General features: G+C 64.5%; 22 protein-coding genes and 1 other RNA gene. 1 reads left to right on the forward strand and 22 read right to left on the reverse strand.

Annotated features, from left to right (window positions below):
- Positions 1-268: 268 nt before the first annotated feature.
- The 16 genes from ftsZ to mraZ form a co-directional block, all read right to left on the reverse strand.
- The gene (gene ftsZ, locus WDX12_RS32355; RefSeq protein WP_320295118.1) at positions 269-1,930 is read right to left on the reverse strand and encodes a cell division protein FtsZ; all 1,662 of its coding nucleotides are present in this window, start codon (positions 1,928-1,930) and stop codon (positions 269-271) included.
- A 67-nt stretch (positions 1,931-1,997) separates the two neighbouring features.
- The gene (gene ftsA, locus WDX12_RS32360; protein WP_320295117.1) at positions 1,998-3,305 is read right to left on the reverse strand and encodes a cell division protein FtsA; all 1,308 of its coding nucleotides are present in this window, start codon (positions 3,303-3,305) and stop codon (positions 1,998-2,000) included.
- Positions 3,302-4,246 carry a cell division protein FtsQ/DivIB gene (locus WDX12_RS32365; RefSeq protein ID WP_434723351.1) on the reverse strand — a complete coding sequence of 315 codons (945 nt, stop codon included), beginning with the start codon at positions 4,244-4,246 and terminating at the stop codon, positions 3,302-3,304. Before WDX12_RS32365 ends, ftsA begins: the two co-directional genes overlap by 4 nt.
- Positions 4,234-5,160 (reverse strand): D-alanine--D-alanine ligase, encoded by a 927-nt coding sequence (locus WDX12_RS32370; RefSeq protein ID WP_434723352.1) that lies wholly within the window; start codon positions 5,158-5,160, stop codon positions 4,234-4,236. The genes WDX12_RS32365 and WDX12_RS32370 overlap by 13 nt, the downstream gene beginning before the upstream one ends.
- Positions 5,161-5,472: 312 nt before the next feature.
- Complete coding sequence (murB, locus tag WDX12_RS32375) at positions 5,473-6,438, reverse strand: UDP-N-acetylmuramate dehydrogenase (RefSeq protein ID WP_434723353.1); 966 nt, start codon at positions 6,436-6,438, stop codon at positions 5,473-5,475.
- A complete protein-coding gene (gene murC, locus WDX12_RS32380) occupies positions 6,435-7,841 on the reverse strand; it encodes a UDP-N-acetylmuramate--L-alanine ligase (RefSeq protein WP_320295113.1) in 1,407 nt (468 codons plus the stop codon). The genes murB and murC overlap by 4 nt, the downstream gene beginning before the upstream one ends.
- Positions 7,838-8,962: an undecaprenyldiphospho-muramoylpentapeptide beta-N-acetylglucosaminyltransferase gene (gene murG / locus WDX12_RS32385; RefSeq protein WP_434723354.1), complete on the reverse strand. Its 1,125-nt coding sequence runs from the start codon at positions 8,960-8,962 to the stop codon at positions 7,838-7,840. The genes murC and murG overlap by 4 nt, the downstream gene beginning before the upstream one ends.
- A gap of 6 nt (positions 8,963-8,968) precedes the next feature.
- On the reverse strand, positions 8,969-10,120 hold the full coding sequence (ftsW, locus tag WDX12_RS32390) for a putative lipid II flippase FtsW (protein ID WP_320295111.1): 1,152 nt from the start codon (positions 10,118-10,120) through the stop codon (positions 8,969-8,971).
- Entirely contained in the window at positions 10,120-11,523 is a 1,404-nt protein-coding gene (gene murD / locus WDX12_RS32395) for a UDP-N-acetylmuramoyl-L-alanine--D-glutamate ligase (protein ID WP_434723355.1), read from the reverse strand. Before murD ends, ftsW begins: the two co-directional genes overlap by 1 nt.
- Positions 11,524-11,532: 9 nt before the next feature.
- Positions 11,533-12,615 carry a phospho-N-acetylmuramoyl-pentapeptide-transferase gene (mraY, locus tag WDX12_RS32400; protein ID WP_320295109.1) on the reverse strand — a complete coding sequence of 361 codons (1,083 nt, stop codon included), beginning with the start codon at positions 12,613-12,615 and terminating at the stop codon, positions 11,533-11,535.
- 26 nt (positions 12,616-12,641) lie between these two features.
- Complete coding sequence (locus tag WDX12_RS32405; RefSeq protein WP_434723356.1) at positions 12,642-14,075, reverse strand: UDP-N-acetylmuramoylalanyl-D-glutamyl-2,6-diaminopimelate--D-alanyl-D-alanine ligase; 1,434 nt, start codon at positions 14,073-14,075, stop codon at positions 12,642-12,644.
- On the reverse strand, positions 14,072-15,526 hold the full coding sequence (locus tag WDX12_RS32410) for a UDP-N-acetylmuramoyl-L-alanyl-D-glutamate--2,6-diaminopimelate ligase (RefSeq protein WP_434723357.1): 1,455 nt from the start codon (positions 15,524-15,526) through the stop codon (positions 14,072-14,074). The genes WDX12_RS32405 and WDX12_RS32410 overlap by 4 nt, the downstream gene beginning before the upstream one ends.
- Positions 15,527-15,580: 54 nt before the next feature.
- Entirely contained in the window at positions 15,581-17,305 is a 1,725-nt protein-coding gene (locus WDX12_RS32415; protein ID WP_434723358.1) for a peptidoglycan D,D-transpeptidase FtsI family protein, read from the reverse strand.
- On the reverse strand, positions 17,302-17,697 hold the full coding sequence (ftsL, locus tag WDX12_RS32420; RefSeq protein WP_434723359.1) for a cell division protein FtsL: 396 nt from the start codon (positions 17,695-17,697) through the stop codon (positions 17,302-17,304). Before ftsL ends, WDX12_RS32415 begins: the two co-directional genes overlap by 4 nt.
- Before the next feature lie 4 nt (positions 17,698-17,701).
- On the reverse strand, positions 17,702-18,718 hold the full coding sequence (gene rsmH / locus WDX12_RS32425) for a 16S rRNA (cytosine(1402)-N(4))-methyltransferase RsmH (protein WP_434723360.1): 1,017 nt from the start codon (positions 18,716-18,718) through the stop codon (positions 17,702-17,704).
- Complete coding sequence (mraZ, locus tag WDX12_RS32430; RefSeq protein WP_434723361.1) at positions 18,715-19,173, reverse strand: division/cell wall cluster transcriptional repressor MraZ; 459 nt, start codon at positions 19,171-19,173, stop codon at positions 18,715-18,717. Before mraZ ends, rsmH begins: the two co-directional genes overlap by 4 nt.
- 392 nt (positions 19,174-19,565) lie before the next feature.
- On the opposite strand from mraZ, the gene WDX12_RS32435 reads away from it, so the two are divergent.
- Positions 19,566-20,681: a cystathionine gamma-lyase gene (locus tag WDX12_RS32435; RefSeq protein WP_320295102.1), complete on the forward strand. Its 1,116-nt coding sequence runs from the start codon at positions 19,566-19,568 to the stop codon at positions 20,679-20,681.
- A 9-nt stretch (positions 20,682-20,690) separates the two neighbouring features.
- Here WDX12_RS32435 and WDX12_RS32440 read toward each other — a convergent pair whose 3' ends face one another.
- The 6 genes from WDX12_RS32440 to WDX12_RS32465 all read right to left on the reverse strand — a co-directional run bounded on the left by WDX12_RS32440 (position 20,691) and on the right by WDX12_RS32465 (position 24,309).
- A complete protein-coding gene (locus WDX12_RS32440; protein WP_320295101.1) occupies positions 20,691-20,984 on the reverse strand; it encodes a type II toxin-antitoxin system RelE/ParE family toxin in 294 nt (97 codons plus the stop codon).
- Positions 20,981-21,265: a type II toxin-antitoxin system ParD family antitoxin gene (locus WDX12_RS32445; RefSeq protein WP_320295100.1), complete on the reverse strand. Its 285-nt coding sequence runs from the start codon at positions 21,263-21,265 to the stop codon at positions 20,981-20,983. The genes WDX12_RS32440 and WDX12_RS32445 overlap by 4 nt, the downstream gene beginning before the upstream one ends.
- Before the next feature lie 153 nt (positions 21,266-21,418).
- An RNA gene (gene rnpB, locus WDX12_RS32450) (RNase P RNA component class A) lies at positions 21,419-21,814 on the reverse strand.
- A 127-nt stretch (positions 21,815-21,941) separates the two neighbouring features.
- Complete coding sequence (locus WDX12_RS32455; RefSeq protein ID WP_434723362.1) at positions 21,942-22,640, reverse strand: lytic transglycosylase domain-containing protein; 699 nt, start codon at positions 22,638-22,640, stop codon at positions 21,942-21,944.
- Positions 22,641-22,825: 185 nt separating this feature from the next.
- Positions 22,826-23,593 (reverse strand): peptidoglycan recognition protein family protein, encoded by a 768-nt coding sequence (locus WDX12_RS32460; RefSeq protein ID WP_434723363.1) that lies wholly within the window; start codon positions 23,591-23,593, stop codon positions 22,826-22,828.
- Positions 23,590-24,309, reverse strand: coding sequence for a DnaJ family molecular chaperone (locus WDX12_RS32465; RefSeq protein WP_320295097.1), 720 nt, complete (start codon positions 24,307-24,309; stop codon positions 23,590-23,592). Before WDX12_RS32465 ends, WDX12_RS32460 begins: the two co-directional genes overlap by 4 nt.
- Between the last annotated feature and the right edge of the window lie 12 nt (positions 24,310-24,321).

A 24,321-nucleotide genomic window follows, 5' to 3' on the forward strand; every position in this document is an offset into this window, starting at 1 on the left:
TGATCGGCAGGCAGGGCTACTCCCCGAATCCCGGCAAACCGACTTTAGTCCGTGGCGAAGATAGTGGCCCGCCCGGGAGACTCCAAATCACGGTTTCTTACCCCGTGTAACCGCCAGGTTGCGTCAAAAACGGCCCATAAGGCACTGTTTTTAATGCATTTTATAAAAGCAGCAGGCAGACGATCTCTCGTCTGCCTGTTAACAACCGTTATATATCGTTAACGATCGGCGGTCCGCCGTATCGACGATCGGCGATCCGCCATATCGGTCAGTTGGCCTGGCGGCGCAGGAAAGCCGGTATCTCCAGCTGGTCGTCTTCCTGGACCGTGCGGGCCTGCGGCGTCAGCCGGCCCTGGTCGTCGAGCTGGCCGCGGCGGGGCGCGTAGAGCTGCGGATCCTGGCTGGCGAGACGGCGCATCTCGGGCGCGGCCTGGCGCAGCTTCGGCTCGCGCGGCTGCGCCGGCTGGAGCCGGGCCGGCTCTTCCTCGCGGCGGGTAAGGCCGTTGGTCAGCCGCTTGATCAGCCCCATCGGACCGCTGTTCTCATGGTCCGCCGGACGGGTCTTGGCTTCGACTTCAGCCCTTACCACCGGCGGAAAGTCTTCCACGCGCGGCATGCGCTGCGGAGCCGCGGCCATCGGCTGCGGCATCTCGCGCTGCGGTGCGGGCTGCTGCATGACCTGCTGCGGCACCACTGGCTGTGGCTGCGGCTGGGCCGGCGGAGCCTGGAAAATCTTGCTCTGCGGCCGGAAGTCGTCGACCGGCATCGGGCGCGGCTGGGCCATGGCCGCAGCGTTTGCCTCGGCAAGCTGGATCGCCTCGGCGACCGGGTCGGCCGCGCGCGGCTCGTAGGCCTGCGGCTGAACCGGGGCGGGACGGATTTCGGCAATCGGAGCCGCGGCCGGACGGGCGGCAGGCTTCTGCGGCGCGCGGATCGAGATCGGCGCGGCCGCGATTTCGGCCGCCGACTTGTCGATGCCGGTGGCGACGACCGACACGCGGATCACGCCTTCCAGTTCCTCGTCGAAGGTGGCGCCCAGGATGATGTTGGCGTCCTGGTCGACCTCCTCGCGGATACGGGTCGCAGCCTCGTCCACCTCGAACAGGGTGAGGTCGCGGCCGCCGGTGATCGAGATCAGCAGGCCCTTGGCGCCCTTCATCGAGGTTTCGTCGAGCAGCGGGTTGGCGATAGCAGCTTCGGCGGCGGCCATCGCGCGGCCCTCGCCCGAGGCTTCGCCGGTACCCATCATCGCCTTGCCCATCTCGCGCATCACCGAGCGGACGTCGGCGAAGTCGAGATTGATCAGGCCTTCCTTGACCATCAGGTCGGTGATGCAGGCAACGCCCGAATAGAGCACCTGGTCGGCCATGGCGAAGGCATCGGCGAAGGTGGTCTTGTCATTGGCCAGCCGGAACAGGTTCTGGTTGGGGATGACGATCAGGGTGTCGACGCATTTCTGCAGCTCCTCGATGCCCAGGTCAGCCGTCTTCATGCGGCGCTGGCCTTCGAAGTGGAACGGCTTGGTGACGACGCCGACGGTAAGGATGCCCTTCTCGCGCGCAGCGCGGGCAACGACCGGAGCTGCGCCCGTGCCGGTGCCACCGCCCATGCCGGCGGTGACGAAGCACATATGTGTGTTGGACAGATGATCGATGATCTCGTCGATGCACTCTTCCGCCGCCGCGCGGCCGACTTCCGGCTGCGAACCGGCGCCGAGGCCTTCGGTGACATGCGCGCCGAGCTGGATCAACCGCTCGGCCTTCGACATGGTCAGCGCCTGCGCGTCGGTGTTGGCCACCACGAACTCAACGCCGCGCAGGCCGGCTGTGATCATGTTGTTCACGGCATTGCCGCCGCCGCCGCCGACACCGAACACGGTGATGCGGGGCTTAAGCTCGGTGATGTCCGGCTTCTGCAGATTGATAGTCATTGTCTCCGTCCTTTGCCTTTCCCGCCGCCTCGCCGCTGCGGCCGCCTATGGGGCTGTCCCCGTCAAATTAAAAACTGTCTCTCAACCACTGACTCATGCGATGCAGTTTTCCGCCCGTTCCGGTCATCCTGAAACCGGAAAGTCCTTTCGCCGAATGGCTCTCGAAGCTCGCCATCTGCGGATAGATCATCAGTCCGACCGGGGTCGAGAACGCCGGTCCCTTGGCCGCTTCCGGCAGGCCGGCAACGCCGAGCGGCCGGCCGATGCGCACATTGCGCCCGAGGATGCGGCGTGCCGCTTCCGGCAGGCCGGAAAGCTGACTGGCGCCGCCGGTGAGCACGACGCGCTTGCCGACGGCATTGCCGTAGCCGGACTTGTTCAGCCGGTCGCGCAGAAGCTCCAGCGTCTCGTCGATGCGGGCGCGGATGATGCGCGTCATCACCGAGCGCGGGATCTGCAGCGGCACATCGCCTTCCTCGCCGATCGGCTGGATCGAGACGAGGTCGCGGTCGTCGGCGCTGCCGGGCAGCGCCGAGCCATGCATCACCTTCAGCCGCTCCGCGGCATCGAGCGAGGTCGACAGGCCCTTGGCCATGTCGAGCGTCACATGGTTGCCGCCGATCGCGATGGCGTCGCCATGGACGAACTTGCCTTCCGAGAACACCGAGATAGTCGTCGTGCCGCCGCCCATGTCGATGCAGGCCGCGCCCATTTCGAGCTCGTCGTCGACCAGCGAGGCAAGCCCGCTGGCATAGGGCGTCGCGACCATGCGTTCGACCGACAGATGCGAGCGATTGATGCAAAGCTCGAGATTGCGCATCGGCGCCGCATCGCCGGTCAAGACATGCATGTCGACGCCAAGCGCATCGCCCACCATGCCGCGCGGGTCGCGCATGCCGCGCTCGCCATCGAGCGAGAAACCGACGGGCAGCGAATGGATCACCTCGCGCTCGGCCCTGAGCGCCTGCTTGGCGCCGGCGGCGAGCACGCGCTTGATGTCGATTTCCTCGACCTGATGGCCGCCGAGATTGATGGTCGCCGAGAAGGCTTCGCTCTTCAGCCGGCCGGCCGTCATGTTGACGATGAGGGAATCGACCGTCAGCCCGGCCATGCGCTCGGCCGCATCGACGGCAAGCCGGATGGCATGCTCGGCGCGATCGAGATCGACCACGACGCCGGACTTCACGCCTTGCGACTTCTGGTGGCCGATGCCGATCACCTGGATGCGGTGCGAGCGCCCGCGCAGCAGCTTGCCGTCCTCGTTCGGCTTGAGCTTCGCCACGACGCAGCAAACCTTGCTGGAGCCGACATCGAGCACCGTGAGCGTGCCCGACCGGCGCGAAGAAGCATCACCGCTGCCGCCAAGCCAGCTCATATCTTCGTCTCCGCCTTGCGCTTGGCCAGGTTCTTCGGCTTGTCGCTTAGCGCGGCTTCGCGCTGCGTCGCCGCTTCCGGCGACAGCTCCACGACCAGCCGGTCGGAGAGCCGCATGTCGACGGCGGCGATGTCGCGCGTCAGCAACCCGTTGCCATGATCGATCTTGACGAGTTCCGCGATCGCCTGGTCCTCGTCATCTTCTGGCAGCTTGACCGTGATGCCGTTTTCAAGCCGCAGATCCCAGCGGCGTTCGCCGACACGGATGTAACCTTTGACCCGCGCCGCAAGCTCGGGGTAGCGCTCGATCTTGGCGAGGAAAGCCGGCGCCATCGCCGGGGCGCCCGCGCCGATGATCAGGGGAAGCAGCGCCTGCTTGCCGCCCGAGAATGGCGCGATCACCTCGCCAGACCGCTCGATGACCGAAACAGAAGTACCCTGCTGCCAGAGCGCGAAGGGCTGGCGCTCCTCGATGCGCACTTCCAGCGTATGCGGGTAGATCTTGCGCACCGCCGCACCCTCGACCCAGGGCAGAGTGACAATACGCTCCCGCGCGGCCTCTGCATCGAAGCCGATCAGCGAGGTCCAGCCGTCGAGGCCGAGCCGGTCGAGCACGTCGATCTCGGATGTCTGGCGGTTGCCGACCACCTTGATCTGGTCGACGGCAAAGCCGGTGCGCGCCGTCACGCCCTGCACGATGCTGTCGGTGTAGCCGCCGAGAAAAGCGCCATAGGCGCTGCTGGATGCGATCAGCGCGGCGGAAAGGATCGCCGCCGAAAAGCGCGGCGCCTCATACTCGCCGCCGCACAGGCGCGCCAGCACGCGCATCGGCCGGCGAAGCTGACGCGGCAACACGAAACGGTCGAATGACAGCGACATGCCGAACGGCGCGGACCGAGCCGCGCCACCGCCATTACCCTGTCCCCACCTCAACGCAGACACGAAGCGTCCTCCACCATCCAACTCAACAAATCGCCGAACGAGTGCCCCGCTTGCGCGGCGATTTCAGGCACCAGAGACGTCGGCGTCATGCCCGGCTGAGTGTTGACCTCGAGCCAGACAACCTCGCCGTTTTCGGAGTGACGGTCGTCGTAACGGAAGTCCGATCGGGAAACGCCCCGGCAACCAATGGCAAGATGAGCCTTGAGGGCCAGTGTCTGTATTTTTTGGTAAATATTCGGTGAAATTTTAGCAGGGATTTCGTGTTTTGATCCGCCGGGAACGTATTTTGAATCGTAATCGTAGAAGGAATGCCCAGTCGGGATGATCTCGCAGACGCCGAGCGCCACATCGCCCATCACCGCGCAGGTCAATTCGCGCCCATGGATGTAGCGCTCGACCATGACGATCTCGCCATATTGCCATTCGGTCGAACCGATCACCTGCGGCGGATGCGACTGCCCCTCATGCACGATGACGACGCCGAAGCTCGAGCCCTCATTGACCGGCTTGACCACATAAGGCGGCTTCATCGGATGCTTGTTCTGGATAGCGAAGCGGTTGACCACCTTGGATTCCGCGACCGGAATGCCCGACGCCTTGGCAACCTTCTTGGCTTGCTCCTTGTTCATGGCCAACGCCGAAGCGAGCACGCCCGAATGGGTGTAGGGAATTCCGAGATATTCGAGAATTCCCTGGATGGCGCCGTCCTCGCCGAACGGACCGTGCAGCGCATTGAAGGCGACGTCGGGCTTGAGCTCGGCAAGCACAGACCCGACATCGCGCGAAACATCGACGCGGGTGACCTGATAGCCTTCATTCTCGAGCGCATCCGCACACGCTTTCCCCGAAGACAGAGACACGGGCCGCTCCGAGGAGAATCCACCCAGAAGGACAGCCACATGCTTGTTCTTCATTTCCCGTCATCCCCTCTCACGCCGGGCCTGCAACCGATATTCCCGCACCGCATTCCCAAGCATTGAGTCCGAGTCTTCCGGCAGGTTGCCCCCCAGACGGAAAACGCGGCTTAACGCGTCGAACGACTCAAATCAGGAAACGCTTTAGGGCAGAGAATCAGAGAGTTGATTCCCTGGCAAGTGCCTAAGATTCCGAGAGATTCACTTTCCGCGAAAACAGCCGCAAAAAGTGAATTGTGAGTCTTTAAGGCAACGGTTTTGCGGCTATTCAGACCGCTCGAAGTTCAAGTATCGCATGAACTTCAGCCTGGGCTAAAGAAGCTGGCCGAGGAACTCCTGCACTGCATGGCCGGGGCGGAAATTGCCCAGGCGCTTGATCTCCCAATGCAGCCGGATGCCGGAGTTCTCCAGCACCCGCGCCCGCACCGTCTCGCCGAGATATTCGAGGTCGTAGCCGGTAGCGGTGCCGGTGTTGATCATGAAGTTGCAATGCATCGGCGACATCTGCGCGCCGCCGATCATCAGCCCGCGGCAGCCGGCCTTGTCGATCTCCTTCCAGGCCGAGGTGCCTTCCGGATTCTTGAAGGTCGAGCCGCCGGTTTTTTCGCGGATCGGCTGCACCGTCTCGCGATGGTTCTGCACGGCATCCATCGCCGCCTTGATCGCGGCCTTGTCCTCGGCAACGCCTTCGAAGGTGGCCGAGGTGAAGATCAGGCCGGCGGGCGCGGAGGAATGGCGATAGGCATAGCCCATATCGGCATTGCCGAGCGTATGGAGATTGCCCTTGCGGTCCAGCGCCCGCACCTCGACGACTCGCTCGCGCGTCTCGACGCCGTTGGCGCCGGCGTTCATGCGCAGCGCGCCGCCGATGGCGCCGGGAATGCCATGGTAAAAATGGAAGCCGCCGATGCCGGCTTCATAGGCCACCGCGGCGACACGCTTGTCCGGCGTTGCTGCACCTGCCTTGATCGTGGTCGGCCCGGTGGCCTCGGCCTCGCCGAAACCCTTGGCCGAAAGCCTGACGACGAAACCGGGAACGCCGCCGTCGCGCACCAGAAGATTGGAACCTACGCCGACCACCATGATCGGCACCTCTTCCGGCACCGCGCGCAGGAAGGCCGCCAGGTCTTCCTCATCGGCCGGCTGGAACAGCGCCTCCGCCAGGCCGCCGGCCCGGAACCAGGTGATCTTGTCCATCTCGGCATTGGGCGTGATACGGCCACGCAGGCCGGAAAGCTTGCCGCCGAGCTTGTCGATGAGATCCTGGCCGCGCATCATGAGGGCGTTCCACCGAGTTCCTTAGGCAGCGCGTAAGCCCATTGGGTGATGTTGCCGGCGCCGAGGAAGACGACGAAATCGCCGGGCTTGGCAAGCTCGCGAATGGCCGGCGCGATCGCCGCCGCGCCATCGATATAACGCGCGTCGCGATGGCCGCCGGAGCGGATGCGCGACACCAGCGCGTCGGAGGTCGCGCCTTCGATGGGTTCCTCGCCGGCCGCATAGACCGGCGCCACCATGACGGTGTCGGCATCGTTGAAGCAGACGGAGAATTCGTCGAAGAGATCGTGCAGGCGGGTGAAGCGATGCGGCTGCGCGATGGCGATGACACGCCCCTTGGTCGCGCTGCGCGCGGCCTTCAGCACCGCCGCGATCTCGACCGGATGATGGCCGTAGTCGTCGAACACCTCGACGCCGTTCCACGAACCGGTATGGGTGAAGCGCCGCTTGACGCCGGCGAAGGACGACAGGCCCTTCTTGATCGCCTCGGCCGAGAGGCCAAGCTCATGCGCGACCGCGATCGCCGCCGTCGCGTTGGATACGTTATGCCGGCCGGGCATCGGCAGGCGCAGGCCCTCTATCGAGGTCGTGCCGCGCCCCTTGCGGTCGCGGATCACGACATCGAACTCCGAGATCGCACCCTGCATGCGATGGTTGGTGAAGCGCACGTCGGCCTGCGCGTTCTCGCCATAGGTGATGACGCGCCGGTCCTCGATGCGGCCGACCAGCGCCTGCACTTCCGGGTGGTCGGTGCACATCACCCCGAAGCCGTAGAACGGCACGTTCTCGACGAACTGGCGGAAAGCCTCGCGCACCTTGTCGAAGCTGCCATAGTGGTCGAGATGCTCAGGATCGATGTTGGTGACGACGGCGATGTCGGCCGGCAGCTTCAGGAAGGTGCCGTCGCTCTCGTCGGCCTCGACCACCATCCACTCGCCATCGCCCATGCGCGCATTGGTGCCGTAGGCGTTGATGATGCCGCCATTGATGACGGTCGGATCGAGCCCACCGGCTTCGAGCAGCGTCGCCACCATCGATGTGGTCGTCGTCTTGCCATGCGTACCGCCGATGGCGACCGCCTGGCGGAAGCGCATCAGTTCGGCCAGCATCTCGGCGCGGCGCACGATCGGCAGCAGCTTTTCGCGCGCGGCCTTCAGTTCCGGGTTGGACTTCTTGATCGCGGTCGAAACGACCACGACTTCGGCGTCGCCGAGATTCTCGGCCCTGTGGCCGACGAAGCATTCGATGCCCTTGTCGCGCAGCCGCTGCACATTGGCGCCGTCGGCCTGGTCCGACCCCTGCACCTTGTAGCCGAGATTGTGCAGCACCTCGGCGATGCCGCTCATGCCGATGCCGCCGATGCCGATGAAATGCACAAGGCCGATCGTCTGCGGCATCTTCATGCGCGCGTCCTCCTGTAGTCCGAAACCGTCTTGCCGGACGCAATAGCCTCTGTCAGATCGGCGAGCAACCGCGCCGCGCTCGGTTTGCCGGCCGAACGGGCGGCGGCGGCCATGGTCGCCAGCCGGCTCGGATCCTTGATCAGCCCGCCGACCAGCTCGGCGATCCTCTCCGCCGACAGCGTCGACTGCGGATGGAGCTCGGCCCCGCCGGCGGCGGCAAGCGCCGCGGCATTCGCCGCCTGGTCGTGGTCGAGCGCGTGCGGATAAGGCACCAGCAGCGCCGGCCGGCCGATGACGGCGATTTCCGAAACCGTCGAGGCGCCGGAGCGAGACATCACCAGATGCGCCGCTCCCATGCGCGCCGCCATGTCGGTGAAGAAGGGCGAAACCTGGACGTCGACGCCGAGTTCGGCATAGGCGGCCTTCACCCGCGCCACATCCTCGGCCCGCGCCTGCTGGGTGATCAGCAGCCGCTTGCGCAGGTCTTGCGGCAGCAGTGCGATCGCCGCCGGCACGGCATCGGAAAAGAACTGCGCGCCCTGGCTGCCGCCGAACACCAGGAAGCGGAACGGCTCGCCCTCGTTCGATACCACGTAAGGCGTTTTCGCTGCCTCGAGGACCTGCGGCCTGACCGGATTGCCGGTGGTCACCGTCTTTGCGCCGTCAGCGCTGGCGCCCTCCGGCAGGAAGCCGCCGGCGATCGCGTCCACGCGGCTGGCAAGCGCCTTGTTGGCGCGGCCCATGACGGCATTCTGCTCATGGATCAGCGTCGGCACTCTTCGCCGTGTCGCCGCGTAGAGCGGCGGCAGCGTCGGATAGCCGCCGAAACCGACGACCGCCTCCGGCTTGATCCTGGCGATGATCCTTCCCGCTTCGCGCACGCCCTGCCAGATTTTCCAGAAGGCCGAGATCACGGCCACCGGATTCTTCGATCCCAGCGTCGCTGAGGCGATCGCGTGGATGTCGGCGGCGGGAAACTGGCCGGAATAACGCTCGGCGCGACGGTCGGTGGCGAGATGCACCTTCCAGCCGCGTTCGATCAGCTCATGCGCCAGCGCCTCGGCCGGAAACAGATGTCCGCCCGTTCCGCCGGCTGCAAGCAGGATGACACCCTTCGCCATCCTGCCTCATTCCGCCGGGATTGCGCGCTGCGAAAGGACGAAGCCCATCTGCTTGCGCTTTTCCGGACGCTTGCGCGTCAATGCGAGCACCATGCCCATCGAGACGGCGATGGCGATCTGCGACGAGCCGCCATAGGAGATGAAGGGCAGCGTCATGCCCTTGGCCGGCATCAGTTGCAGGTTCACGCACATGTTGATGGCCGATTGCAGGCCGAAGACGGTGACGAGGCCACCGACCGCATAGCGGGTGAAATCGTCGTGCTCCTTGAGCGCGATGTTCAATCCCCGCAGCACGATGAAGGCGAAGATCGACATGATGAAGAAGCACATGATCAGCCCGAACTCCTCGCCCGCGACCGAGAAGACGAAATCGGTATGGGCATCCGGAACGATGCGCTTGACGGTTCCCTCGCCCGGCCCGACGCCGAACCAACTGCCGTTGATCAACGCCTCGCGGCCCATGTCGACCTGGAAGGTATCGCCTTCGCCGGTCAGAAACTTGTCGATGCGCAGGGCAACGTGCGGGAACACCGAATAGGCCGCGAACAGACCGCTTGCCCCGATGACGCCGAGAGCCATGATCCACAGCCACGGCAGGCCGGCCATGAAGAACATGACGCCCCATGTGCCGGTCACCAGCATGGTCTGACCGAGGTCAGGCTGAGCGACCAGGAGAGAGACCACCAGCACAAGCAAAAGCAGCGCGAACAGGTTGCCGGGAATATCGGGCTGGCGCCTGTGCTCGGCAAACAGCCAGGCGCAGATGACGACGAATGCCGGCTTCAGGAATTCGGACGGCTGGATGGAGAGCCCGGCGAGCGACACCCAGCGGCGCGCGCCCTTCACCTCGACGCCGACGTAGAGCACCGCCACCATCAGCACCAGCATGATGCAGAGCATCACCAGCGACATGCGCCTTATCTGCCGCGCCTCCAGGAAGGAGACCGCAAGCATGACGATCAGCGCCGGGATGGTGAAGATGACCTGTCTGGTGGCGAAGTGGAAGCTGTCGAGGCCGATACGCTCGGCCACCGCGGGGCTCGCCGCGAAGGACAAGATGATGCCCAGCCCCATCAGCGACAGGAACGCGGCCAGGAACCATCGATCGATGGTCCACCACCAGGTTGCAACAGGACTTTTGTCGAGACGGCTTTGCATCAACGTGGCCCTCCGATGGGTTTCACACCATCAATAGCAGTCGCAGCTTGCCTGAAGGCTTCGCCGCGAACTTCGAAATTCTTGAACTGGTCGAAACTGGCGCAGGCCGGCGAAAGCAGCACCACGGCCTCGCCGCCGGTGTCGCGTGCCGCGTCGTTTGCGGCATGTTCCACCGCCGCCGCCAGCGTTCCGGATATCTCGTAGGGCACCGCCTCGCCGAGCGTTGCGGCAAAGGCGGGCGCCGCCTCGCCGATCAGATAGGCCTTGGCGATACGCGGGAAGAAACCGCGCAGCGGCTCGATGCCGCCTTCCTTGGGCAGGCCGCCGGCGATCCAGTAGATACGGTTGGCGAAGCTCGACAGTGCGGGTGCGGCCGCATCGGCATTGGTCGCCTTGGAATCGTTGACGAACAGCACATGGTCCTTGCGGCCGACCTGCTCCATGCGATGCGCCAGCCCGGGGAAGCTCTCGAGCCCGGACTGGATCTCGCCGAGCTCGAGCCCGACTTTCAGGCAGGCGACGACGGCGGCCAGCGCGTTCTGTGCATTGTGCTGGCCGCGCAGCGAGCCGATACCTTCGAGGAAGGCGACGCGGCTGTAGCGGCCGTGCACGGCTTCCATCAGATTGGTGCCGTCGGCGAAATAGCCGTCGGTCAGCGGCAGGCGCTTGGAGATGCGGACGACCTGCCGGCCGGCCCGTTCCAGCCGGTCGGCGATCTGGGCGCCCCAGGAATCGTCGACGCCGACGATCGCGGTGTCGCTGCCGGCGACCAGCCGCTCCTTGATCGAGGCGTAATGCGCCATCGTGCCGTGCCGGTCGAGATGGTCTGGCGTCAGGTTGAGCAGGATGCCGGCGGTCGGATTGATCGAGGGCGCAAGGTCGATCTGGTAGGACGAGCACTCGACCACATAGTGCCGCGTCGGTTCGGGCGGATCGAGCGTCATGATGGCGCGGCCGATATTGCCACCCATCTGCGTGTCGCGGCCCGCCGCTTTCAGGATATGCGCCGTCAGCGCCGTCGTCGTGGACTTGCCGTTGGTGCCGGTGATCGCGATGAAGGGTGCTGCCGGCGCGCGGCTGATGCGCTCGCGGCAGAACAGCTCGATATCGCCGATCACCTCGACGCCGGCGCCGCGCGCCAGCTCAACCGTCCAATGCGGCTTCGGATGCGTCAGCGGCACGCCTGGCGACAGCACGAAGGCGGCGAAGCGCTGCCAGTCGGCGGCGCGCAGGTCGCCAGTCGCAATGCCAGCGGCCGCTGCCTTGGCGACGCTGTCAGGATTGTCGTCCCACGCCAGCACCTCGGCGCCGCCCGCGATCAGCGCATGCGCGGTGGCGATCCCCGAGCCGCCAAGCCCGAAAAGCGAAACGCGTTTGCCTGAAAAGGAAAAGGCGGGGATCAAGCGCGCATCCTATCTGAGCTTGAGGGTGGATAGGCCGACCAGCGCCAGGATGACCGCAATGATCCAGAAGCGGATCACCACCTGGCTTTCGGTCCAGCCGAGCTTTTCGAAATGGTGATGGATCGGCGCCATCAGGAAGACGCGCTTGCCGGTCATCTTGAAATAGCCGACCTGGATGATGACCGACAGGATCTCGACCACGAACAGGCCGCCGACGATGACCAGCACGATCTCGTGCTTGGTGGCGACCGCGATGGTGCCGATCAGGCCGCCCATCGCCAGCGAGCCGGTGTCGCCCATGAAGATCGCGGCCGGCGGCGCGTTGAACCAGAGGAAGCCGAGACCCGCGCCGATCACCGCGCCGAGCACGACGGCAAGCTCGCCGGTGCCGGGAACGAAATGGATCTGCAGGTATTCGGCGAAGACCGCGTTACCGGAAAGGTAGGCGATGACGCCGAAGGACGCCGCCGCGATCATGATCGGCACGATCGCCAGGCCGTCGAGGCCGTCGGTCAGGTTCACCGCATTGCCGGCGCCGACGATGACGAAGCAGGAGAACGGCACGAAGAACCAGCCGAGATTGATCAGGAATTCCTTGGCGAAGGGAAAGGTCAGCGACGACGAGAACGGCGCCTGGCCGTTATGCATGATCACCCACGCGGCGATGCCCGCGATGACGAATTCGATCGCCAGACGCGCCTTGCCGGAGAAGCCAAGATGCGACTGCTTGGTGACCTTGAGATAGTCGTCGTAAAAGCCGATCGAGCCGAAGCCGACGGTGACCAGCAGAACCACCCAGACATAGATGCTGGAAAGGTTGGCCCATAAGAGCGACGAGCCGATGATGCCGGACAGGATCATCAGCCCGCCCATGGTCGGCGTTCCGGCCTTCTTGAAATGGGTCTGCGGGCCGTCGGCGCGGATCGGCTGGCCCTTGCCTTGCCGCAGGCGCAGCGAATTGATGATCGTCGGCCCGAAGATGAAGACGATCAGCGCGGACGTGATCAGTGCGCCGCCGGTGCGAAAAGTGATGTAGCGGAAGACGTTGAAGAACGAGATCTTGTCCGCGAAATCGACGAGCAGTGTGAACATGGTCCTTCCGTCCCCCGGAGCCCGACCTAGGTCGGCTTAATGTTTGTGGCTTCCGCCGGAAATTTGCCGAGCAATGCCTCGACCAGCTTTGAAAACCCAATGCCTTTCGACGACTTGACCATCACCACGTCGCCGGGCCTGAGCGCGGAGATCACGATCGGCTTCAGCTCGTCGGCGCCTGCCCGATACTCCGTCCGGACCTCGGTCGGCAGAACCTTGGCCAACGCCTGCATTTCCGGCCCGCCGAGAAAGACGTTGTGCGTGCCCGTGCCGACGATCAGCTCGGCGAGTGCCGCGTGAAGCTTGGCCGAATGGCTACCGAGCTCCAGCATGTCGCCGAGCACCGCGATGCGCCGGCCCTCGCCCGAGACCGGCGTGGCGTTGAGCAGCGCCATCGCCGCCGCCATCGACGCCGGATTGGCGTTGTAGCTCTCGTCGATCAACGTGATCGGCCCGTTGGGATGATGCAGGACATGGCGCCGGCCCCGCCCGCGCTCGGCCGAAAGATCGGCGAGCGCAGCCGCGACCTTGTCGAGGTCGGCACCGACCAGTTGCGCGGCGCCGAGCACGGCCAGCACGTTCTGCACGATATGGCGGCCGGGTGCCCCGACACGGGCGGTCAGATCCTTCTTGCCGATCTTGACGTCGATGTCGGAATGGTCGGCATGAAGCTCGCAGCCGACAAGGCGGAAGGCCGAGCGGGGATTTTCGCCGAAGCCGAAGACATGCTCGACGCCTGCCTCTTTCGCCATTTTCCCGAGCAGCTTCCAGCGTGTATCGTCTCGGTTGAGCAGCGCGGCGCCGCCGGGCTCTATCCCCTCGAAAATCTCGGCCTTTGCCATGGCGATCTCGTCGAGGTTCTTGAAGAAACCGAGATGGGCAGCGGCGATGATCGTCACGATGGCGACATGCGGCCTGACCATCTTGACCAGCGGCCTGATCTCGCCCGGATGGTTCATGCCGACCTCGAAGACCGCGTAGTCGCAGTCCTGCGGCATGCGCGCCAGCGTCAGCGGCACGCCCCAGTGGTTGTTGAACGATTGCGCCGAGGCGTGCACCTTGCCGACGGCCGACAGCACATGGCGCAGCGCTTCCTTGGTGGTCGTCTTGCCGGCCGAGCCCGTGACCGCGATGATCCTGGCCTTCGAGCGCGCGCGGGCCGCCACACCCAGCTTCTCCAGGGCCGTGAGCACGTCCTGCACGACGATCATCGGCGCCGTCAGCCGGCCGAGCGAAGGCAGCTTGCCCTCGGCGACGACCAGCACGGCTGCCCCGGCCTTGACCGCGGCTGTCGCGAAATCATGGCCGTCCATCGCCTCGCCCTTGATGGCGAAGAAGGCGTTTCCCGGCTCCAGGCTGCGGCTGTCGATCGAAATGCCGGTTATGCCCTCCGGCAGCGAGCCGATCGGCCTGCCGCCCATGGCTTCGACCAGCGCTTCCGACGTCCACAGCAAGCTCATGCGGCGCGCTCCTTCAGCGCCTCGCGCACTTCCTCGTGGTCGGAGAAGTGGAAGGTTTCGGTGCCGACGGTCTGACCTTCCTCATGCCCCTTGCCGGCGACGATAAGCGTATCGCCGGCGCGAAGCATCGCCACCGCCTCGTGGATTGCCTTGCGGCGATCGCCGATCTCGATGGCGCCGGGCGCGGCGGCGAGTATCGCCGCGCGAATGGTTTCGGGCACTTCCGTGCGCGGATTGTCGTCGGTGACGATGACGACATCGGCGAGCCGCGTCGCGATCTCGCCCATGATCGGCCTTTTGCCCCGATCGCGATCGCCGCCGCAGCCGAACACAACGACGACCCGACCCGTAGTGAAAGGCCGGACCGAGGTCAGCACGTTCTCCAGCGCATCGGGCTTGTGCGCGTAGTCGACATAAACGGGGGCGCCGGCGGCGGTGGTGCCGACGAGGTCGAGCCGGCCCGGCGCGCCTTGCAATTTTTCCAACGCCGCCAAGGCCTTGCTCGCGGGCGTTCCAGTCGAGATGGCAAGGCCGGCCGAGACCAGCGCGTTGGCGATCTGGAAATCGCCGGCCAAAGGCAGGTCGATCTCGTAGAGCGCGCCGTCCGCCACGACCTCGGCGCGCTGGCGATGGCGCTCATGCTCGACTCGCTTCAGCGCCAGGAAATCGCCATGGCGGCCGACGGTCAGCACCTTCAAGCCCGCCGCCTTCGCGGCCTTGATCGTGGGCTCCGACCACGGGTCGTCGGCAAAGACGATCGCGGGCGCGCCCTTCGGCAGCAACGTGTCGAACAGGCGCAGCTTGGCGCGATGATAATCCTCGACTGTCGGATGGTAATCCATGTGGTCGCGGCCGAGATTGGTGAAGGCCCCGGCCGCCAGCTTCACGCCGTCGAGGCGGCGCTGGTCGAGACCGTGGCTGGAGGCTTCCATCGAGGCGTGGGTGACGCCCGCATCCGCAAGCTCCTTGAGCAACCGGTGCAACGCCACCGGATCGGGCGTCGTCAGCGAGCCATATTCGTTGCGGCCGGGCGCCACGACGCCGGTCGTGCCGATCGAGGCGGCGGCAAAGCCCGCCTGCTCCCAGATCTGCCGGGTGAAAGCGGCGACGGATGTCTTGCCGGCTGTGCCAGTGACGGCGACCATGGTCCCGGGCTGGCGTCCGAAGAAGCGCGCCGCGCTGAGCGCCAGCGCCAGGCGCGGATCATCGACCGCGAGAACCGGGATCGACAGGCCGGAGACGGCGGCACCCTTGCCGGTGACGATCGCCGCGGCGCCGCGGGCCGCGGCATCGGCCGCATAGGTCGAGCCGTCGGCCTTGCTGCCGGCAAGCGCGAAGAAGACAACGCCGGTCTTGACCGAGCGGGAATCGGAGGAAAGTCCGGTCACCTCCAGATCGGGGGAAGCTGTTCCCTCGACAGGCAGGACGCCGGCTAGATCTTTTAGATGCATTGAGTCCCGTTCACCGCAACAAAATAGCGCGCAGTTGCCGGCGCGCCCCAAGAATCACTGATAGGAAACCAGCGTTGCACCATTTTCATGGCTGAAATCTGGCTTCACGCCAAGCATGGCCGCTGAGCGCCTGATGATATTGCCGGCCATGACCCCCGCATTGTTGGCGGCGACATCCGTCATCCCGGGCTTTTCCGGATGCGGCGCGTCGGCGATCGTGAACACCAGAAATTGCGGATCGTCCATCGGGAAGGCGGCGACGAAGGTGTTGAAATTCAATTCCTTGGAATAGCGGCCGTTGATGACCTTCTCGGCCGTTCCGGTTTTGCCGCCGACGCGGTAACCGGGGGCCCTGGCATTCCTGGCCGAGCCCTTCTCGGCATTGAGCGTATAGAGATAGCGCATGCCTTCGACGGTCTTGTCGCTGACCACTTTCTTGGCCACCGCCATGGCTTCCTGCTCACTGCGGACCAGGAATGTCGGTTGGATCAGATAGCCCTGCATCAGCGCCGCGCAGCCGACGGCGGCCTGCAGCGGCGTCGTCGACACGCCATGGCCGAAGGCGATGGTGAACGAGTTGACCTGTTTCCAGACCTTGGGTTCGGTCGGGCGCGCGATTTCCGGCAGCTCGGTCTGCATCCTGTCCAGGATGCCAAGGCGATGCAGGAATTCGCGATGCCCCTCTATGCCGACCAGCTCGGCCTCCCTGGCCGACCCGATGTTGGACGAATAGAGGAACACTTCCGGCAGCGACAGCACGCGGTTCTTGCCATGGAAATCGTGGATGGCCTGATGGCCGACCCGGATCGGATGCGACGCGTCGAAGCGGCTGTTCATCGTCGCCTTGCCGGAATCGAGCGCCATGGCCGAGGTGAAGCTCTTGAAGGTCGAGCCCATCTCGTAGAGACCGGCGGACATGCGGTTCAGCCGATCTTTTTCCTGCGCGTTGTACGGATTGTTGGGATCGAAATCCGGCACCGAGGCCATCGCCATCACTTCGCCCGTCTTGATGTTCAGCACGACGGCGCCGGCGCCCAGCGCGCGATAGCGCTCCAGGCCGGCGGCGATCTCGTCGCGCACCACATGCTGGACGCGCAGATCGATCGACAGCTTGACCGGCTTGAGATCCCTGGCCACCGCGAGCCCCGATGCCTGCAGGTCGCTCAGCCCCTGTTCGTCGATATATTTCTCCATGCCGGAGATGCCCTGGTTGTCGATGTTGGTGAGGCCGACGATGTAGGACGACGTCTCGCCGCTCGGATAGAAGCGGCGCTTTTCGGTGCGGAAGCCGAGGCCAGGGACGCCCAGCGCCATGATGTCGGCCTGCTGCTTCGGCGTCAGCTGGCGCTGCAGCCAGACGAAGCCCGCGCCGCTCTTGAGCTTGCGATAGGTCTGCTCGTAGTCGATCTCCGGCAACACGGTCGACAATTTCTCGATCGCTTCATCAGCGTCGACAATGCGGCGCGGCTCGGCAAACAGCGACGCCGTCTTGATGTCGGTCGCCAGCACCTCGCCGTTGCGGTCGACGATATCCGGACGCGACGCCGTGACCCGGCTTTCCGGGCCGCCCGAGAGATCCGGGTTCTGCATGCCGAGATAGACGAGCCGGCCGGCAATGGTCGAATAGATGGTGAAGAACACCGCCATCGTCATGACGATGCGGGTCTTTGCCTTGCCGCCTGTCGCCTTGCGGGCGGCATCGACGACGATCGAGCCGTCCTCGGCCTGCTTCTTGCGGCGCTTCAGCAGGTCGCCGATCCTTGGAAGCCTCCCGATCATTGAACGGTGCTCCCGGTGACCACTGGATCCTTGCCGTCCGAAGGCTCCTTCCCCGAATTGTCGGCCATGCCGCCAAGCCGCTGCGAGGACAGGTCCTCGATGGTCAGGGGTTTCACGGGAATGTCGTCAAGGCTGCCGATCTGGTGCGCGTTGACCGGCTCGAGTCCGAGCTGGGTCTTATAGACATCGGCAAGCTTCTGCAGCCGCGACGGCTGCGTGAGCAGGCTCCAGTCCGCCTTGAGGAGATCGATCGTTTCTTCCTCGTAATGGATCTGCGCCTGGATCTTCTGCACCGCCGCCAGTTGCTCTTCGGCTTCCCGCTTCGTCTTGTAGGTCAGGGCCGCGGCCGAGACCATGACGGCGATCAGGACTATATCGCTGGTACGAAACACGTGCTTACCTCTCCCCCGGCCGCTCGACGGCGGGAAGCTTTGGAAGGCCGAAAATCGAAAAGTCGCCGGCCCGCGCCGGGGCCTCGGTGCGGATCGCGGCGCGCAGCCTGGCCGAGCGCGCCCGCGGATTGGCTGCCGTCTCGGCGTCTCCCGGCGTCACACCGCCGCCGGCCTTGCGGAAGGTCGCGATGCGCTGGGGCGCGTCGGGCATGTGGCGCGAGCCGCTGGCGGCTTCGGAACGGTCGGCGATGAAGCGCTTGACGATGCGGTCTTCCAGCGAATGGAACGTCACCACGGCAAGCCGTCCGCCGGGCTTCAGCACCCGCTCGGCGGCCAGCAGCGCCCTTGCCAGCTCGCCAAGCTCGTCATTGACGAAGATGCGCAGCGCCTGGAAGACGCGCGTGGCCGGATGGATCTTGTCCTTCGGCCCTCGCCCGATATGCGTCTGGATGGCGTCGGCGAGATCGAGCGTGCGCTCGAAAGGCTTCTTCTCGCGCCGGCTCTCGATCATGCGCGCGATGCGGCCGGCATGACGCTCCTCGCCGAGAAAGCCGAAGATGCGGGCAAGGTCGCCCGCCTTGAAGGTGTTGACGACGTCGGCGGCGGAGAGACCCGCCTGCGCCATGCGCATGTCGAGCGGCCCGTCGGCGCGAAAGGAAAAGCCGCGCTCGGCCTGGTCGAGCTGCATGGAGGAAACGCCGATGTCGAGCACGACGCCATCGGCGCTCTCGACATGCTCGTCCAGCGTCGAGAACGGCGCCTGGACAAGCCTCAGCCGGCCGCCGGCCTGTTGCTCGAGCGCGCTGCCCGCCGCGATTGCGTCCGGGTCGCGGTCGATGGCAACGACAGAGGCGCCGCGATCGAGGATGGCGCTGGTGTAGCCGCCGGCGCCGAATGTCGCGTCGACGATCGTCTCGCCGGCCTTCGGCGCAAGCGCGTCGAGCACCTCGGCAAGGAGGACCGGAATGTGACGGGCCGGTCCGCCAACGGCGTGAGGATCATCGCCGTGGCCCGCCATCATTCCGATCGCTCCTCGGGCTTCGTCCCCTGCCGAAGCTGCAAAAGCCTGGCCCGCGCCTGCGCCCCATAGGCGGCAAGCCGTCCCGGCTCCCAGATCTGAAAAAAATTGCCGCGGCCGACAAAGGCCACCTCGTTCGAGATGCCCGTATGCTCGCGGATGAAATCGGTCATGGTGATGCGGCCGTCCTGGTCGAGCTTCAGAAATGTCCCGTCGCCATGGCAGAAGAACGACATGTCGTCCGCCGTCTGCAGGAACGGGTCTTCCAGCGCGATCCGCTGCTCGTAGCGGTCGAGCAGGTCGAGCCCGCCCACATCCATGGCCGGCAGATCCAGGCAGCGCAGCGCGTAAAGTTCCGAATAGCCGCGTTTCTGGACCACTGAGCGGAAATGCGCCGGAACGGAAACCCGCCCCTTCGCATCGATCCTGCTCACCGTGTTTGACAGAAACCGGTCCAATAAACGCTACAGCCGCTGTTGCCGCTGCACCCCTCATGTTGTTCTCCGCGCCCCCGCCGCATTCGCGGCAAACCGCTTCATTCACCGGGGCGAAAACCGGCAAACGTACAGCCGCCGCGGCTGCCCGATTGGCGTACGCTTCACCCTGACGCGGAACGAAAGCTTGATTTAAATGGGATATCATGGGGCACTATGGGCGTCAACGGGAACAGGCATCACAAACACACGCGTCACAACCAGAAAGCGCAGGCTGAATGCACGTCTCGTCTTTATCGTCTATTAAGCCTAACGAACCGTTTAGAGCCCTCTGGCCCAAAAAGACGCGGCTTGCTGCGCACAGCCGGCGCGCATAGCGTCGGTTGAAGTTTTCTGCCTGACCAAGGATCGAGTTCATGTCCGACACTGCGAAGTCACGCGCCGCGACGCTTACCCATCTGCGCAGCGCCGATTTCGCCAAGGGCGATCCCATCCCGTTGCCGCTGACCATGGCCTCGATCTTCCACGCGCCGGGCGACGCGACGGGCTTCGATCAATATGGCCGCTTCAGCAACCCGACCTGGCATGCCGTCGAGCATGCGCTCGGCCATCTGGAAGATGCGCAATGCGTTATCTTTCCGTCGGGAATGGCCGCGATTTCCGCGGCTTTCTTCGCCCTCCTCAAATCGGGCGACCGCATCCTCTTGCCGTCGGACGGCTATCACACGACGCGCGCGCTCGCCGAACGTTTCCTGAAGCCGCTCGGCGTCGCCTATGACGTGCGGCCGACGGCAAGCATGCTCGATGGCGGTTTCGCCGGCTACCGGGCGGTCTTCGTCGAGAGTCCGTCGAATCCGCGGCTGGACATCTGCGACATAATCGCGGTCGCCAAGGCCGTCCATGCGCAAGCGGGTATCCTGATCGTCGACAACACGACGATGACGCCCTTCGGCCAGCGCCCGCTCGACCTTGGCGCGGACATCGTGGTCTCGGCCGACACCAAGGCGATCAATGGCCATTCCGACGTTCTCTTCGGCCATGTCGCCAGCCGCGATCCCGATGTTGTCGCCAGGGTTAGGGATTGGCGCGAGACGGCCGGCGGCATTCCCGGACCGTTCGAGGCCTGGCTCGTGCATCGCGGCCTCGAAACGCTGGAAGTGCGCTTCGACCGCATGTGCTCGTCGGCCGAAACGATCGCGCGGCGGCTGAAGGATCACCGCGCCGTCAGCGGCCTGCGCTTTCCAGGCCTCGAGGGCGATGCGTCGCACAATCTGGCGCGTGCCCAGATGGAGCGCTTCGGCTTCCTGATTTCGTTCGAACTGGCCTCCGAAGAAAAGGCCGAGGATTTCATCAACAATTGCGCGCTCATTGAAGCGGCAACATCCTTCGGCGGCGTTCATACGTCGGCCGAGCGGCGCTCCAAACGCGGCGATGCCGTGCCGCCGGGCTTCGTTCGCCTGGCCATCGGCTGCGAACCGGTTGAGGACCTCTGGCAGGCAATCGAGGCATCGCTGGCTAAGATAGCCAGCTGAGCGGACTTGTCACGGGTTCATATCATCCGCATCGATCTTGCGCCGACCATGTAATACGCGGACGATTTCGATGGCATCGCGACCTACCCGGTACAAGGTAAGGTATTCGCCAACGACCAGATGGCGAATACCGGGCGCTATATCGTCGCGCGGAGCACCTGAAAAGGGATGCAGGGTGAGCAAGTCCCACCTCCTCTCCATGGAGTCTACGAACCGGACCGCGGCATTGGGACTATGGCTGGCGATGTAGTCGCCGATATCTTCGAGATCGACTGCCGCTTGAGGAAGCAGCTGATATCTCACTCTTCGAAGCCTTTAGCTTCGGCCATCTTGAGATATTTGGTACGCGCCCGTTCGATGATCGACGGACCGTCCAGCGCAGGCCCGCTGTCGATCCCCTCCTGAACCAGCACCCGCAACTCCTCGACGGTATAGCCGAGCAGGTCGCGGCGATCTTTCCATTGCCTGAGCGCATCGCGGATCACTTCGCTGGCGGAAGCATATTCACCGGCAGCCACGACATCGTCGACTGCGGCTGCCAACTCCGGCGAAAGCGTGATGCTGCGTTTATCAACCTGACCCATGATGCGCTCCTGCTCTCTCCAAAGGTACGATTTAATCGTACCGGCTTCAAGAAACAGGTCATCGTGTTCAGTGCGATTACGCCCAGACGTTGAATCAAAAGGCACGCCTTTCGGCGTAACCTCCTGATCCCGTTCAGCTATCGCTACGAGAGAAATGCCAGCTGGCCTGTAAGCCGGGTTCTGTATGGCCCTCGCCTCGCGGCGAGAACGTGGCGGCCATTCATCTTGGGCGCATGTTGCCACGCGCCTCACGCAACCTACCCGGACGGTGGGCCGGAAACAGCCCTCGAAGGTTTCCCTTCGCACCGCCCCTATTCGGTTTTGCTCCCGGTGGGGTTTGCCCTGCCGCTCCTGTTGCCAGTCGCGCGGTGGGCTCTTACCCCACCCTTTCACCCTTGCCCCGGCAATGCCGTGGCGGTTTGCTTTCTGTGGCACTTTCCCTGGGGTCGCCCCCGCCGGCCGTTAGCCGGCACCGTGTCTCCATGGAGCCCGGACTTTCCTCACCCGCAACCTTTCGGTTCACGCGGGCGCGGCCGCCCAGCCAGCTGGCAAGCGCGTATAAAGGGATTCCCGCCTGAAAACGCAAACGAAAAAGCTGTGGCGCGTTGCAGCGGTTTGGGACAACGACATATATGAAACAGACACGCGTCGCCCAAATCCACTTCGATGGGCCGGCTTAGACCGGCGAACCCAGCGCCGCCATCTGCACCTTCACCTTGCTGCAATAGGCGGCCGAGACCGGATTCATCCGCGTGGCGCCGTGACCGGCATTGTATTTCAGGATCGTGCCGCAGGTGGTGCCGCCGCCGAGACCCTGCGCCATCGCAAGATACTTCATGCCGAATTTGATGTTGGTGTCGGGATCGAACAACCCCTTGGCCGAACCGGTATAACCCATCATGCGCGCCGTGGCCGGCTTGATCTGCATGAGGCCGATCTCGCCCGCGCCGCCGACCATGTTCGGCCTGTAGTTGCTTTCGATCTTGATGACGGCTTTGGCCAGCGACACCGGCACGCCGTAGCTTGCGGCATAGCGGGCGATGATCGCCGAATATTGGCCGCCGCCGGCCGCGGCGGGCGCCGCAAGGGCGATCTTGCCGGTGTCGATAGAAGCAGTCGTGGTGAGATCGATCGCCTTTCTGCCGGGTTTGGCGCGCTTGACCGTCGATTTCGCCGCCCTGGTCGCGGCGGCTTTCTGCACCTTTGCCGGGGCTCTCTTGATCTTTGGCGTTTTGCTGCCAGCCTTGGTCGTCGTGGGGGCAGCGGCAAAGCCATTGTCTGCCCGAAGGCTTAAAGGGGCGCCGTTTGCCGGATTGAAGGCAAAACTTATCACTCCGGCAGCAACAGCTGCCGCTACAACGGTCAATTTTTGCATGTAGTCCTGTTCTGTTAGAACCGCGCGAAGAAATTCGCGCAGCTGTGCCAATTCAACATCGGATCATCCGGGGGGATAGGTGCCCGACAACTTGCGGGAGAGGCATTTGGAGGCGGAATTGGCGGCAATGAAGGCGGCGCAATTCACTTTCAGTGACAGGTTGTAATTTAAAGAACTTGTCGCGACTATTTGAGGGGCGCTGCCTTTACGGAAGCAACGAGCCTTTCCAGCGTGCGGAATGTCGAATTGTCCGCTGCACCGTCCACCAGCCGCCGCCGGAAATGCCGCTGGAAGGCCGCCACCACGATTTCCGTCTGCTTGTCGTAGACACCCGATATCTCGACGCCATAGCCATAGAGCGCCAGCATCGACTGCAGCGTCTCGACATCGGCGCCGGTATCGCCGGCCTTCAACGCGGCGCCCGGCCTTCGCGGCGCCGCCGGTACCAGGTGGCCGACACCGGCCACGAACAGCGCCTTCCACGGAAATTTTTCGCCAGGATCGACCTTACGGCCCGGCGCCACGTCCGAATGCGCGAGCACCCTTGCCGCGGGGATGGAATGACGGCCCACGATACCCGCGCACAAATCGATCACGGCACTGATCTGTCGCTTCGGGAAGGCCTTGTAGCCCAGTGAATGCCCGGGGTTGACGATCTCGATGCCGACCGAACAGGAGTTGATGTCGCTGCGCCCGAGCCAGGAACTCTTGCCTGCATGCCAGGCGCGGTCGCTCTCGCGCACCATCTGGACGATGCGGCCGTCCTCATGAACGAGATAATGCGAGGACACCTCGCTCGCCGGATCACACAGCCACGCCTCGGCACCGGCCCCGCTTGCCATGCCGGTATAATGCAGGACGATCATGTCGGGTCGTAGCGTCTCGCGGCGCGGACCGAAATTCGGCGAAACCCGGACCTCGGCGCCTGGCTGGTCGGGCAGGAAACCGCTCATACGCGCCTGAGGCCTCGCTCGATCATCTCATAGGCGGCGTTGATCGCCGCGACCCTGGTCGTGGCGATCTTGATGAATTCCTGCGGCAAGCCGCGCGCGATCAGCCTGTCGGGGTGATTGTCGGAGATCAGCTTGCGGTAGCGTTTCCTGACCTCCTCGAACGGCTTGCCGCGCTCGATGCCCAGAACGACATAGGGATCGGCGGCGCCGAGATTGACGTGCCGCGACAGGATCGCTTCGTAATGCGCCTCGTCGATCCGAAAAATCTCGGCAATGCGATGCAGGAATTGGCCTTCATGCTCATGAATCAGGCCATCCGCCTTGGCGATATGGAACAGACCGTCGAGGATATCTTCCAGCATCATGCAGTTGGCATGGCCGGACCCGCAGAGCTGCGCCATGCGCTGGGCATAGATCTCGAAGCCGGCGACGTCCTGCTTGGCGATGTCGTAAAGCCGCGCCACGTTGCGCGTCTCGCTCGGCGGCACTTCGAAGATTTCCTGGAAGGCGCGCACCTCATCCTGCGTGACGATGCCGTCGGCCTTGGCCATCTTGGCCGAGAGCGCGATCATGGCCACGGAGAAGGCGACGCGCCGGCGCAGGTCCGGATCGCCCGAAAACACGGTGCGCACGGCTTCGACGACATCCGCGACGCCCGAGGACGCGGACGACGAAACACGGGCGATGAAGTCGCCAAGGCGGTCCCAAATCGACATGCCGGCTTCATA

The organism is Mesorhizobium sp. RIZ17 (assembly GCF_051127865.1).
GTDB classification, from domain to species: domain Bacteria; phylum Pseudomonadota; class Alphaproteobacteria; order Rhizobiales; family Rhizobiaceae; genus Mesorhizobium; species Mesorhizobium humile.

Coding starts and splice junctions, on each gene's coding strand:
- ftsZ (WP_320295118.1), bottom strand. CDS start 1,930: ATGACTATCAATCTGCAGAAGCCGGACATCACCGAGCTTAAGCCCCGC.
- ftsA (WP_320295117.1), bottom strand. CDS start 3,305: ATGAGCTGGCTTGGCGGCAGCGGTGATGCTTCTTCGCGCCGGTCGGGC.
- WDX12_RS32370 (WP_434723352.1), bottom strand. CDS start 5,160: ATGAAGAACAAGCATGTGGCTGTCCTTCTGGGTGGATTCTCCTCGGAG.
- murB (WP_434723353.1), bottom strand. CDS start 6,438: ATGATGCGCGGCCAGGATCTCATCGACAAGCTCGGCGGCAAGCTTTCC.
- murC (WP_320295113.1), bottom strand. CDS start 7,841: ATGAAGATGCCGCAGACGATCGGCCTTGTGCATTTCATCGGCATCGGC.
- murG (WP_434723354.1), bottom strand. CDS start 8,962: ATGGCGAAGGGTGTCATCCTGCTTGCAGCCGGCGGAACGGGCGGACAT.
- ftsW (WP_320295111.1), bottom strand. CDS start 10,120: ATGCAAAGCCGTCTCGACAAAAGTCCTGTTGCAACCTGGTGGTGGACC.
- mraY (WP_320295109.1), bottom strand. CDS start 12,615: ATGTTCACACTGCTCGTCGATTTCGCGGACAAGATCTCGTTCTTCAAC.
- WDX12_RS32405 (WP_434723356.1), bottom strand. CDS start 14,075: ATGAGCTTGCTGTGGACGTCGGAAGCGCTGGTCGAAGCCATGGGCGGC.
- WDX12_RS32410 (WP_434723357.1), bottom strand. CDS start 15,526: ATGCATCTAAAAGATCTAGCCGGCGTCCTGCCTGTCGAGGGAACAGCT.
- WDX12_RS32415 (WP_434723358.1), bottom strand. CDS start 17,305: ATGATCGGGAGGCTTCCAAGGATCGGCGACCTGCTGAAGCGCCGCAAG.
- rsmH (WP_434723360.1), bottom strand. CDS start 18,718: ATGATGGCGGGCCACGGCGATGATCCTCACGCCGTTGGCGGACCGGCC.
- WDX12_RS32435 (WP_320295102.1), top strand. CDS start 19,566: ATGTCCGACACTGCGAAGTCACGCGCCGCGACGCTTACCCATCTGCGC.
- WDX12_RS32445 (WP_320295100.1), bottom strand. CDS start 21,265: ATGGGTCAGGTTGATAAACGCAGCATCACGCTTTCGCCGGAGTTGGCA.
- WDX12_RS32455 (WP_434723362.1), bottom strand. CDS start 22,640: ATGCAAAAATTGACCGTTGTAGCGGCAGCTGTTGCTGCCGGAGTGATA.
- WDX12_RS32460 (WP_434723363.1), bottom strand. CDS start 23,593: ATGAGCGGTTTCCTGCCCGACCAGCCAGGCGCCGAGGTCCGGGTTTCG.
- WDX12_RS32465 (WP_320295097.1), bottom strand. CDS start 24,309: ATGTCGATTTGGGACCGCCTTGGCGACTTCATCGCCCGTGTTTCGTCG.